Source organism: Nostoc sp. (assembly GCF_036917195.1).
Lineage (GTDB): Bacteria > Cyanobacteriota > Cyanobacteriia > Cyanobacteriales > Nostocaceae > Nostoc.
Genome location: NZ_JBALDG010000035.1, coordinates 43,308 through 56,390 on the forward strand (window position 1 = coordinate 43,308; position 13,083 = coordinate 56,390).

At 41.6% G+C, this 13,083-nt stretch carries 6 protein-coding genes and 2 pseudogenes; 3 read left to right on the forward strand and 5 right to left on the reverse strand.

Annotated elements, in window-relative coordinates; genetic code table 11:
- Positions 1 to 141: 141 nt before the first annotated feature.
- Positions 142 to 1,899 (reverse strand): annotated as a pseudogene (locus tag V7K40_RS12900) (iron uptake porin).
- Between the two features lie 646 nt (positions 1,900 to 2,545).
- Here V7K40_RS12900 and V7K40_RS12905 point away from each other — a divergent pair.
- Positions 2,546 to 3,727 carry an acyl-CoA dehydrogenase family protein gene (locus V7K40_RS12905; protein ID WP_334960083.1) on the forward strand — a complete coding sequence of 394 codons (1,182 nt, stop codon included), beginning with the start codon at positions 2,546 to 2,548 and terminating at the stop codon, positions 3,725 to 3,727.
- 72 nt (positions 3,728 to 3,799) lie between these two features.
- Here the strand turns inward: V7K40_RS12905 and prmA are convergent, their stop codons facing one another.
- Both prmA and serA read right to left on the reverse strand, forming a co-directional pair.
- On the reverse strand, positions 3,800 to 4,720 hold the full coding sequence (prmA, locus tag V7K40_RS12910) for a 50S ribosomal protein L11 methyltransferase (protein WP_334960085.1): 921 nt from the start codon (positions 4,718 to 4,720) through the stop codon (positions 3,800 to 3,802).
- Between the two features lie 331 nt (positions 4,721 to 5,051).
- Positions 5,052 to 6,632 (reverse strand): phosphoglycerate dehydrogenase, encoded by a 1,581-nt coding sequence (serA, locus tag V7K40_RS12915; RefSeq protein WP_334960088.1) that lies wholly within the window; start codon positions 6,630 to 6,632, stop codon positions 5,052 to 5,054.
- 825 nt (positions 6,633 to 7,457) lie between these two features.
- Here serA and V7K40_RS12920 point away from each other — a divergent pair.
- Entirely contained in the window at positions 7,458 to 8,282 is an 825-nt protein-coding gene (locus V7K40_RS12920; protein ID WP_334960090.1) for a Uma2 family endonuclease, read from the forward strand.
- A 440-nt stretch (positions 8,283 to 8,722) separates the two neighbouring features.
- Here the strand turns inward: V7K40_RS12920 and V7K40_RS12925 are convergent.
- Both V7K40_RS12925 and V7K40_RS12930 read right to left on the reverse strand, forming a co-directional pair.
- Positions 8,723 to 9,577, reverse strand: a pseudogene (locus V7K40_RS12925) (bifunctional class I SAM-dependent methyltransferase/HIT family protein).
- 222 nt (positions 9,578 to 9,799) lie between these two features.
- Positions 9,800 to 10,504 (reverse strand): Uma2 family endonuclease, encoded by a 705-nt coding sequence (locus V7K40_RS12930; RefSeq protein ID WP_334960092.1) that lies wholly within the window; start codon positions 10,502 to 10,504, stop codon positions 9,800 to 9,802.
- Between the two features lie 149 nt (positions 10,505 to 10,653).
- On the opposite strand from V7K40_RS12930, the gene V7K40_RS12935 reads away from it, so the two are divergent.
- Positions 10,654 to 13,083: NACHT domain-containing protein (locus V7K40_RS12935; RefSeq protein ID WP_334960095.1), on the forward strand; the 2,430-nt coding region annotated here is incomplete at its 3' end.

A 13,083-nucleotide genomic window follows, 5' to 3' on the forward strand; every position in this document is an offset into this window, starting at 1 on the left:
GCTATCACAGCCCACAAATCTGCTCCCTCTATCCTCTTAGCAGTGGGAGAGTTTTTTAGCTTTCATATCTGCATTGCTGATTAGGAGGATAAAAAACTCGCCGACTTTCGATGAATTATTCTTTGCACCTTTGCTGATTATCTAAAAGGTGAAGGTTGTTCTTACAGTGCCAATTACTGCATCCTCATTGTCATTGTTTTGAGCAGGAGCTGTAATCCAAATTACGCCAGGGGTAATGGCAATGTTATCTGTAAGCTGATACTTGTAAAAGCCTTCAATATGTAAGGATAAATCGTTTGCAGGTGCAGGATTACCACCCCGATAAGGTTCTGCACCCATAAGAACACCACCAAGGTTGCCTTGTTTACCTAAATCTGGGAATGCCAATCCCAGAGCATAGTACCAAATATCTGCACTACCGCTACCTGCCAGATTCTTGGCGTTAGTGTAGCCAAAGAACCCATTCGCTGCAAATCGAGGACTAAATTTATAGAAAGCTTCGACTCCGTAGGAGTTGGTAATCATCCGCTCAAATGGAGTATTGGCTTGAGCTGTCCCGACAAGTGGAAAGCCACTACCCAAGTCAAATATTGCTCCTCGATTTTGGTAGGCATTTACATAGGTCAAACCAATGCCAGAGTTCTTGTTGGGGTTCCATGCTATTTGTCCAAATGCGCTATATTGACCATTAAAAAAACCTCTGTCTGGCTGAGGATTGGCATGATCTCCTGCTAAGTAACCCAAGCTCAATACCAATTGGTCACTGAATCGATAATTGAATCCCCCACCTGCACCACCACCAATACGGTAGATAGGACTAGAGGAAGCAAATTCTGTCAAAGCACGACCACCTCCTGAGGCACTCTCAAGATAGGGACTCAGAGTAGGAACAAAATCATAAAGTACTCCGTTCACGGCTGCTATATAAGCATCGATTTTGTTGCCAACTGGGAAATAGTAAGAGAGCCAATCTAGGGACAAATTGTTGTTACCAGGAGCAAGATTGAAGGTTTGCAAACCTTCGGCTCAACCACCAGGAAGCTGCAAAATAGTAGTGTTTCCAGTACTTAGACGAGTATATAGACTGTCTTTACCTGTAAAACTAGTTTGGAAAACGAGGCGAACTCTATCTTGAAAAACTGTGTTATCACCATTAACTGAGCCTTGGAAAGCATTCGTAATCACAAAAATGGCTTCTGCAGAAAGCTTTGTTGTTGTAGAAAACTGATTAGCTTCTAGTTCCGCAGTCCGAGCTTCTAAACTATCAACGCGACCCCGTAGAGTTGCTAATTCAGAGGCAAATTCTTCTTGCAGTCTTTGTAGGCTAGTTAAGTCTTCTTTGGTAACTAAGTCAGATGTAGCTGTTGCAATTAGCTCGTTGATGCGAGATAAACAAGCATTTAAGCCTGCTGCAAATTCATAGCGAGTGATGGCGCGGTTTCCCCGATAAATGCTATTTGGATACCCCGCAATACATCCATAACGCTCAACTAAAGACTGGAGTGCAAGAAGCGCCCAATCAGTTGGCTGCACATCTGAAAACTGAGATACAGATGTTACTTGAGATATACTGTTTGTCTGTGGGACATTTGTATCACTATTGATTGCAGGAATTTCAGGCGTTTGTACAATGGTTGTTTTCGAAAAATTATCCCCGAAACGTGAAGTTTGGTTGGGGTCTAGGACGCCCTTGGGGATGCCTGCGGCGCTCACTGAGCGACTGGTGAGCGCAATCGAACCATGCCGTTCGCCCAGCGTCTCGTAGAAGGCAGTTGGTATATTTATTTGAGTGACAGCTACCAAATTCCTGTCTTCAGCGTAAACTGATGTACTGGTTAGCAAAGTAACCCCCAAAATCATTGATTCAATGCATAAATTATGAAATGGACGATTAAACATTTCTATCACTCCTCATATTTTTGATTGGGAAAATTTAGTGAAAGCCATCAGACATTTCAGTGACTTGTCAAGCTAAAAATTTATGACTAACCCTGAGAAATGTTGAATTAGTCTAATACTCAAAAATTTTTCTTAATATCGCTATGCTTCCAGATATATCAGTTAATACCTGGCATTCTAATCCCCATATTTCAATATAAAAAACTTTTTCACAACAAAATAATCCCTGTTTAAGCTGGTCTATTTGCTAAGGGAATATCTATCTGTAAAAAATATTTAAACTTTAAACAGAAATCTGATTTCTTTGCCCATTACTTATTATCTACTGTTTCTTTATCTAGTTAAAGTAGATTAATGGATTTAATTTATTAATATTGCATATATAGTCTAGAAAAACAAGTAGATTATCATATTTTTTTTAATGTACTTGTTTTTCTGTTTGACTCTCAACCAAGTATTTTTTGAGCCAGCACTAACACCTATAGCTTTAGCAAAATTAATTTAATTTGAACTTGCTTTATTAGTTAAACTATGCAATGATATCTTTATACTACGGTAATTTTATTGAAACACTGTAGATTGAAAGTTTTTCCAGCCAAATTTATAGTTGCTCCTCACAAAAGGTTAGCAGGAGAAGTTGCAAGATATGCAATTAATCGAAACTAAAGAGTCTCAAAATTATATTGATTTAGCTAAGTCTTTAGCAAAGGAATTTGCAAAGACTGCTGTAGAGCGGGATGCAAAAGGGGGAACACCAAAGCATGAGCGCGATCGCTTGCGCCAAAGTAACTTGCTGAAACTGATCGTACCTACAGAGTATGGTGGTTTAGGGCAAAGCTGGATTACCGTTCTGCAAATTACCCGCGAATTTGCCAAAGTTGATAGCTCCATTGCTCACGTCTTTTCTTACCATCATCTAGGTGTAGTAATTCCTCATATCTTTGGTTCGGCAGAGCAAAAACAGCGTTATTACTCAGAAACTATTCCCAACAATTGGTTTTGGTGCAATGCCCTCAACCCTTTGGATAAAAGAACTACTCTGACACCGGAAAATGATTATTTCCGTCTCAACGGCATCAAAAGCTTTTGCTCTGGTTCCCAAGACTCAGATATATTACCGATCACTGCCACTCATCAAGAAAATGGTGAATTGAGTATTCTGGTAATTCCTACCCAACGGCAAGGTGTTACTGTTAATAATGATTGGAATAATATAGGGCAACGTCAAACAGACAGTGGTAGTGTGACTTTTGAGAATGTGTTGGTGTACCCTGACGAAATTCTTAGTAGAGACAAACCCAGTGAACCCTTCACCACTATTCGTGCGTGCTTAACTCAATTGAATCTTGCTAATATCTACCTGGGAATTGCACAAGGAGCATTTGAAGCTGCTAAAACATATACTTGCACTAATACAAAACCTTGGCTGACATCAGGTGTAGAGAGTGCAACCAAAGATCCTTACATCCTCCAGCACTTTGGCAAAATATGGGTTGATCTCCAAGCAGCCACATATTTAACTGAGCAGGCGGGAGAATTACTACAAGCAGCTTGGGAGCGGGAATGGTCACTTACCGCAGAACAACGGGGAGAATGTGCGATTTTGATCGCTACTGCCAAAGTCGTCGCCACTAGAGTCGGTTTAGACATTACCAACCGCATCTTTGAAGTTATGGGTGCACGCGCTACTAATGCAAAATATGGCTTTGACCGCTATTGGCGTAATCTCCGCACGTTCACTCTCCATGATCCAGTAGATTACAAAATCCAAGATATAGGAAACTGGGCTTTAAATGATCAATTGCCAAAACCCAACTTTTATTCATAGTTATTGACTTTACTTAAGCAACTTGTTGAAGGTAGGCAAATATTCCGCCACAGTGTACTAGTGTCCACTGGGTTAAGAACGCCGTACATTCAAGCAACACCATTCTTTTCGTTTCCACAGGGTAGCAATGACCCAACCATTTTCTTCTAAAGCGTCAGCAACAGCTTTAGATTGTTCTAGCAAAATACCACTGAAGATAGCCCAAGTTTCAGGTTTAGCGATCGCACTCATTTCTGGAACCAATTCAATAATCACATTAGCCAAAATATTGCATACAATACCGTCTACTGGTTTCTCAACCAGTTTTGTCAAAACCTCTACACTTCCCAGTGCTGGTAGTAAACGTTCTGGGCTAATGTCGTTCAGGGCACCATTACTGGTAGTTGATTGCACCGCCAAAGGGTCAGTATCTACTGCATAGACTTTCTCTGCTCCCAGTAGCAGCGCCCCAATGGAAAGGATACCAGAACCACAGCCAATATCCGCAATTACTAGATGTTCATGTTTGCCACTAGTACCCACAAACGACTGAGGAACTCCACTCAGCCGCATTTCCAAGGATTCTAAACATAGCTGAGTCGTGGCATGGTTGCCCGTACCAAATGCTACACCTGGGTCAAGACGAATCACTAAGCGTTCCGTTGTTTCTGGTAATGGTAGCCAAGCGGGGTTAATTAGGAAGCGATCGCCTATTTCCTGCGGATGCCAATATTGTTTCCAGCTAGTCGCCCAATCTTCTTCATCAATCAACTGCCATTGCAGGGAGGGAGATGAAAGTCCCACACAGAGGGCATCTTGACGCAGCCACAGCGATAGCGCTGCCAAATCTAGTAGCTGCGTTTGAATTGTCGGTAGATAAGCCCTGACTAAAGATGAATTTCCTTTGTTTTCACTAGCTGTTCCACGGCAGCCAAAATCTTCCAGTCGCCAAAAGATAGAATCTTCTAGGTCTGGCTCACATAAAATCTGTAGTTCCCACCAGGTGTTTGCCATATAATTTTAGATTTTAGATTTTAGATTTTAGATTGGGGACTAGGTAACGGATAATGACCAATGCGAAAAACAATGAGCAATTAGCCATTACCAATCCAAAATCGTTCGACTGAGCGTTCGCGCAGCGTCTCGTAGAGAAGCCGAAGTCCAAAATCGTTCGACTAAGCGACTTGTGCCAAGTTTAGCCTGAGCGTAGCCGTTGGCGCAGCCTCTCGTAGAGAAGGGCCGCGTCGTAAAGCCTGCGGCATAGCTACGCCCTAAGCGCCAGCCTCTGGTAAGAGTTGGGTGAAGCCGAGGTAAGCCGAAAGGAGCCGAAGTCCGAAATCCAAAATTAAAGTGTTACTGTATACGCGTCCCGAATACCAGGGACTTTTATAATCTCATCCAAAATGCCCTCAGGTAAGGGGTCATCTATACTTAGAGCCATTACCGCATCACCACGGACGATTTTACGACCTACTTGCATACTGGCAATATTCACATTAAAACTGCCGAGTAAAGAACCGAGTTTGCCGATAATCCCCGGCATATCGCGGTGCAGGGTAAACAACATATATTTGCTGGGTGGGACGTTAATCGGGAAACCATCAACATCAGTCAGGTGAATTTCCCGCTCACCCAACAAAGCGCCTGTGACAGAATGAGTCCCTAAAGTACCTGTGGCTTCTAGATGAAGCGTTCCGGCATAGTCTCTAATGGAAGCATCGCGGGTTTCAATCACCCGAATTCCGCGTTCTTTAGCTTCTATGCTGGCATTTACGTAATTTACCCGTTCCCGCAAAGCTTGGTAAAGTAATCCTTTCAGGGCAGCAACTACCAAAGGCTGACTTTTGTTAGTCGCGAGTTCTCCTTGCAGTCGAATATTAAGTACTTCCACCCGTCCGCCAGCTAGCTGTCCCACCAGGTTACCCAGAGTTTCTGATAGTTGCATGTAGGGTTTGAGTTCTTCTAACACATCGGGGCCGAGTCCGGGAATGTTGACGGCTGAACGTGCTGGTAGTCCTAAAAGTACATCCCGAATTTGTTCGGCAACATCAATGGCCACATTTACTTGAGCTTCCGCGGTGGAGGCTCCCAAATGGGGGGTAAGGATGATTTCTTTGCCTAGCGATCGCAACTCAGATTCACCCAGTGGTTCTGACTCAAACACATCCAAGGCTGCACCCCCGATTTTACCCGCTTTCAGAGCTGCTGCTAAAGCTACTTCATCAATGATCCCACCACGAGCGCAGTTGATAATCCGGGTTGTGGGTTTCATCTTTGCCAGGGTTGTGGCATTGATTAAGTGGGTGGTTTCTGGGGTTTTAGGGATATGTAGGGTAATATAGTCTGCTTGCTGGAAGAGTAAATCTAGCTCCACTAGCTGACAGCCAAGTTGTTCGGCTCGGTCTGTAGAAATAAAAGGGTCATAAGCTAGGAGTTTCATCCCCATTGTCTTAGCTACAGTGGCAACATGGGAGCCAATTTTACCCAAACCAACAACGCCGAGAGTTTTTTTGTAGACTTCCGTGCCGACAAAGCTATTGCGATCCCACGCACCGCGTTTCACCGAAGCGTTAGCATCGGGGATGTGGCGAGACAAGGCCAAAATCATCGCTAGCGCATGTTCTGCGGCGGCAATTGTATTTCCCTCTGGAGAATTGACTACCACAATTCCCCGGCGTGTGGCAGCGGGAACATCCACATTATCCACACCCACACCAGCACGACCGATGATTTTTAGCTGGGTGCCGGCTTCAATAATTTCTTGGGTGACGCGTGTACTAGAGCGAATCATCAGCGCGTCATACTCACCAATAATTTGGAGCAGTTCGGCTGGTTTTAGACCTATTTTGACATCAACGGTAGCAACTTGAGAAAGAATGTCAATTCCAGCTTGGTCAATAGAATCTGAGACAAGAACCTTAGACATGATTACTTCATTTAAAGCTACAGGTTTTGCTGCACAAGACTTTTTAGTTTAGTCTTTATCTGTCGCAATTCAGCAAAAATTATTCGTTTTAATATCAACTTAACCTTCTTACGCTCCGTGCTGATAGTATCGAAGCGTGAGTTGCTTCCGGTGGGTACTGCCTCCTAAGTATTTGAACATGAGTGGCTGTTTGCGCCACCCTGTCGCTAAATATAAAGCATGAATAGCACTAAGCACTTATATATTTATTAATAGTTAAGAGTTACCAAAATTTTTTCGGCTTAAGCAACTTCCTTGGTGGGGTAGAAACGGCTGCATTCTTGACTGGGCTGCAACTTTAGCTAAGGCAATGCTCTACACAACCAAAAAACCAGCTAGCAACTATTATATCGTCGAATCTTGGCTGTTTCTCAATACCACAAGTAGTATTCCTTAGTCAAAGCAAAACATTGCATCATCAAGATAATCGGATTGTGACAGTTAGAATTTAGGTATCAAATAAATTTTCTTGCTCATGATTGCAGCAGACCTAAGATTGTCTAGTAGCTAAAAGCTGCCAATTAGTATTAGTAAATTACTTAAAGATATAGTAGTAAAATAGTGACATAGTTAATGTCCGTGCGTCATTAATAGCGAAAGCGAACAGTGTCTTGTAGAGTTGCGTAAAGCCTTCCGCATAGCTTCTCTAGGAGAGGCTGTTCGCGATCGCTTAGAGCGAGTATTCGAGTGTCACAGCCTGTCGTAGACATCGCTAGCAAAGAAATCGCTATAATTCTGGTGAGCCAAATAGAGCCAAATATCCTTTGATTTTTGGGGAAACCAGCCATGTTAGACTACAACTTACCAAGGTACTTGCCTTCAGCCGAGGAACTACCCGACTCTGATGAAACGCCTGTGGATAATGAACTGCAAGAATTGATACCAGGCTTGCTAAAAGCGATCCTGCTGATACTCTGGACAGAACGTATGGACTGGTTATTTGGGATAGATATGGGTATTTATTATCACCCGGATAAACCACCCATTGTGCCAGATGGGTTTTTGAGCTTAGGGGTAGAGCGGTTTTATGATGAAGAGTTGCGTCCCAGTTATGTGCTGTGGGATGAAAATGTTGTACCGATTTTCGTGCTAGAAGTAGTTTCCCAAAATTATCGCAAGGAATACACTACTAAATTGGATGAATATGCGGCTTTAGGTGTACTTTACTACGTGATTTATTCCTCCCGTCGCCGTCGCAAACCGCATTTGGAAGTACATAAGTTAGTTAATGGTAAATATGAATTGCAAGAGGGAAACCCCGTTTGGCTACCAGAAATTGGGCTGGGAATTGGTTGCGAAAGGGGAAATTATTGCGGTGTAACGCGGGAATGGATGTATTGGTATGATGAACAAGGACAACGGTATCTCACGCCCGCAGAACAAATAAAACAAGAAGCACAACGCGCTCAACAAGAAGCACAACGCGCTCAACAAGAAGCACAACGCGCTCAACAAGAAGCGCAACGCGCTCAACAAGAAGCACAACGCGCTCAACAAGAAGCACAACGCGCTCAACAAGAAGCACAGCGCGCTGAAGTTGCAGAACAAAAGGTACAACAATTGACAGAAAAATTAAGAGCGCTGGGAATAGATCCAGATAATCTGGGTTAATTGAACGTGAGTTCGACGAACCTCTCCCTGTCTTGAATTAAAGTTCAAGTTTCTCTCGCCCGTCGGAGAGGGACAGATTTTGCATAGTAAAACCTCTTAGAAGTTTTTTATTCGACTAATTAGGCGAACACTATGTAACGCTCTTTCATCACTCTGGTCAAAGAAAAATTTCAGCCAACTTTTAAACAAGAGACACAAACTGGGTTTTGAGCTTTATTTTCTAACATTATGGCTAGAATTATCTATTTTGGCTGAAAGTCTTGTCCAGCAAGGATTATTGTTTTTTATCTAGAGAGAGTGATGAAAGAGCGATAACCCATCGAACTCACGTTAACTGAAATATTTTGCAATATTTTCAACAAGACTAAAAAATCAGGTTTTTCAAATTTATGTATTCGCTATAAATCTGGGTTTGCTACTAAAAGCTGTCATGAAAAAAATTATTGCTTTTTAGGAATAACGTTCCTGATTCCACTTTTAGTAGAGACAGTATCACCTTTGTAACGAGGGATGATATGAATACTGGTGTGCATAATATTTTGACCTGCGGCTCTGTTAATATTCATTCCTACATTAAAACCATCAGGCTCAAATTCTGCTTGGAGAATTTCTTGTACTTTGTTCACCATAAACCAGCAAGCAGATTGTTCTTTAAATGGTAATTCAAAATAATTGCTAACATGCCGTTTGGGAATAACTAAAATATGCCCTTTACTTATTGGATAACCGTCAAAAATAGCGTAAGCAGTTGCTGATTCAGTTAATAGGTTTAGATTTTTTCGAGGATTACAAAATATACAATAATTAGAGGAATTTCGCTGATGATTATAGTGAATATATTCATATAATTACCGATACTCATCTAAGCAAACTGAACGAAAGGGAAGTTTTACAATACACTGATAAGTAGGTTTTTTGTGAACATAATGTTCTCGAAAACCTTCCTTTTTGATATCTCTTCTTACAGCATAATAAGCTTTACCTCCAGGTTTTAATAAGTGTGATACTTCCATAAGAACATGAGTTTGTTCTTCAATAAATAAAACATTTAAAACATAAAAGCAAATTATTGTATCAAATTTATTATCAGGATATTCTGGAAAATAATAAGGGTCATAGCCTGTAATATCACAACCTTTTTGACGCAATATTTTAACATCATTACCAAAGCCACAACCAAAGTCTAGTATTTTGCCTTGGAGAAGGTTTTGATTTAATAAAAACTGTGCAGGAAATGATAGATAATTTCTTTCGATCGCAGTGAGATGGCTGAACTGATTTTTTTGCTGTTTCATGGAATTTTGGTGCTGATGTCCCAAAATTATTATTCCCAGCATCCCTTTAAATTATGCGATGTCTACGATGGTGACTGAGCGGCTGGTGAGCGCAGTCGAACCATGTCGTACCCCTACGGGGAAGCAAGCTTGGCGCAGCGTCTCCAAGAGTTGTGCGGGCTACGCCTACGCATCAGGGTCAATACCTAGCTCGCGCAACTTAGCTGCTAGTATATCAGCACGTTAGCGTTCTTGTTCAGCACGTTGGGTTTCCTGTTGGGCGCGTTGGCGTTCTTGTTGGGCTTGTTCGCTGCTCCACAACAGCAAATTTCCTTCTCTATCCCACCAGCGCAGCCAATTCATGGTTTGGCGTAATCTTTCACCTTGCCAAATTCCGAGAAATAACTCTAACTCAGGAATCCAGTAACGTCCATTAGCGTCTGCTTGCTGCAAAATATATTGTCCATTTTGCAAGCAGCGTAGTTCTATGCTTGGTTCGTAGGGATCGTAGGTTACGTAGGTTGGAACTTGGAGAATCTTTTCGTAATAATAGAGTTTACCATAGGGTGGAGTTGAGCGAACTGATAGTTCTCCACCTTCTGTGTCTGAAAGAAATTCCATCACTACAGCCACAGCAGCGCCTTCTAAATTTGGGGTATAGCTGCGAGGAACTACATTTGCGGCTACAGACTGCACTTGAGAGACATAAAACCAGTCAGGGGCTTTAACGACAATTTTTTTGTTGACTGTGGCTACAAGTCCAAAATTAGAGCCAATTAGCATCTGGGGTTGGATACGTTCTGCGGTTCCCAAAGCATCGGTAAGCGCAGCAGCGATCGCAGGTTGTTGAATATTTTCCACTGGATCGTCAGGTAAAATGAAGTCGGCTGGAAGTGCTTCCCAAGTAACAATTGGTTCTTTTTGGATGGGGTTAACTTGTAGAACCATAAAACTACTCCTAATATCAATGCACAGTTATTAGTTATTTTTAACAAATCTTCAGCTAGCATCGCTCTTAACTTAGAAGACTCAGAAATCTGGAAATATTCCTTAAGCTAGTGTATATACTCGTAGTCAAGCACTTAGCAGGCGTGAGTATGATAGTTGAGTGGTTCACTCTTTGGATAGGTCAAAAAACGGTTGGATTTCTTGTCAAAACTATTATTAGCGAAGAGTTTGTCAAGGATTTACTCAAGGACTACGCTAAAGATTTTTTCAAATATATCTTTAATAATGCTGTGACCGCGCCTTTTAAGCGAGAACCGCTGGAGAAAGCTGTTGTCATGGCTGTAACAGAATTTTTGCAACTGATGCAGCAGGATTTAGATGATAGTGAACTTGCTGTAGATGAAATCAAAAAGTATGAGCAGCCGCTAAATAAATTTCTCAAGCATCCAGAAGTCAAAGGAATTTTGGGAACTGCTTTTAAAGATGATCAAGCTATAGATACCAAGAAATTAGAAATAATTTGGTATGAACTAAATGCTTCATGTCCCTTACCGGATGATTTTAACTGGAAACGGATTGCCAGGAAATATCTGCAAAAGGTTAAAGAGATTATTATAGAAGTTTCTGAACTGCGAGAGATTCTGGATTCCCGAAATTTAGACAAAATCCAGAACAACACAACAGAGATAGCCGGGATTATTCCTGATTTTGATTTGGAAAGATACCAAGAAGATATTAAGGAAACCTATAGCAATCTTAATTTAGATAGCTTAGATACGAGTACCTATGATTATCGAGATAAACTCAAAGTTTGGGATATATTCATAGCACAAAATGTCCGTGAAATTCATCAAATTATTCCCCGAATTCACGAACTGCCAAAAGAACATCTCCGAAGATTGCGAGAAACTAACGAACTGGAAGCAGAAGTTGAGTTAGAAGAATTAGAACGCTACAAACGAGTTTATTTAGAACAACCGAAACGTTCTGTAGTGGATATTGTAAATGAGCAGCAGACTAATAAATATATCGTGATTCTGGGCGACCCTGGTTCCGGGAAATCTACTTTATTAAAATACTTGGCATTAAATTGGGCTAGGAGTCCTCTGAATAATTCTTTTTCTCTACCGATTCCTGTGCTGATTGAATTACGCACTTATATGCGGCGGCGGGAAGATAAAGAGTGTGATAATTTTCTCGAATTTTTTCATAAATGTAGTGGTGCGATTTCTCACCTCAACCAACATCAACTGCACCAACAACTAAAGAGTGGTAAGGCTTTGGTGATGTTCGATGGTTTGGATGAGGTATTTGATCCTGCTCAACGAGAAGATGTAATTACTGATATTCATCGCTTCACTAATGAATATCGTGATGTGCAGGTGATTGTCACTTCTCGCGTGATTGGCTACAAACCGCAACGTTTGCGAGATGCTGAGTTTCACCACTTTATATTGCAAGATTTAGAACCGGAACAAATTCAGGATTTTATTTACCGCTGGCATGAGTTAACCTTTATCGATACAGTGGATAAAGTTAGAAAACGGGAACGGCTGCAAATAGGGATTGACACTTCACAATCTATTGCAGAACTAGCAGGAAATCCTCTGTTGTTGACGATGATGGCGATTCTGAATCGGAATCAGGAATTGCCAAGAGATAGAGCTACGCTTTACGAACAAGCATCACGGGTATTACTGCATCAATGGGATGTGGAAGCAAAATTGCTTAGACTTCCTGATATAGATCCTTACACCATTGACCTGAAAGATAAACAGTCGATGTTGCGTCAGGTTGCTTACAAAATGCAAGCGGCAAAAACAGGTTTGGCAGGCAATTTGATTAGTCAGGAGGATTTAGAAGCTACTTTAATTGGCTATTTACTAGGAAGGGGAGTTCCCCAAGAGAGAAGAATAGCGCGGTTAATGATTGAGCAATTACGAGAGCGCAACTTTATTTTATGTTTCTTGGGTGCAGATTACTATGCCTTTGTGCATCGGACTTTTTTAGAATATTTCTGTGCTTGGGAGTTTGTCTGGCAGTTTGAGAAGGAACGCAGTATTACAATTGAGTTTCTCAAAACTGAAGTTTTTGGCAAACACTGGCAAGATGAAACTTGGCATGAGGTATTGCTGTTAATTGCGGGAATGATTGATGTTAAGTTTGTTGGTGAAATTCTTGAGTACTTAATGGTGCAAGATGGCGAAGAGGAAAAGTTTATCAACTTGTTTTTAGGGGCTAAGTGTCTTGCAGAAGTGAGAAATCGCTCGGTGATTGCGTCAACCGCTAATAAATTGCTTAACGAGCTAAAAGACTTAACTAAATATGACCTCTGGTACTATTACTCCTTCTTTGATAACGAAGAAACTAAGCTAGTTCAGGAAGTTCGCACTCAAGCAGTTGTAACAGTCGCCGTAATTTGGAAAGATAACCGTGATATCTTACACTGGCTCAAAGACCGCACCACTGCTGATAATCAATGGAATGTGCGAGGTGCAGCCATCGAAGCATTAGCCAGCAATTTCCAAGATGACCCGGACACCCGCTCGATTCTCAAAGACCGCGCCACTGCTGATAAT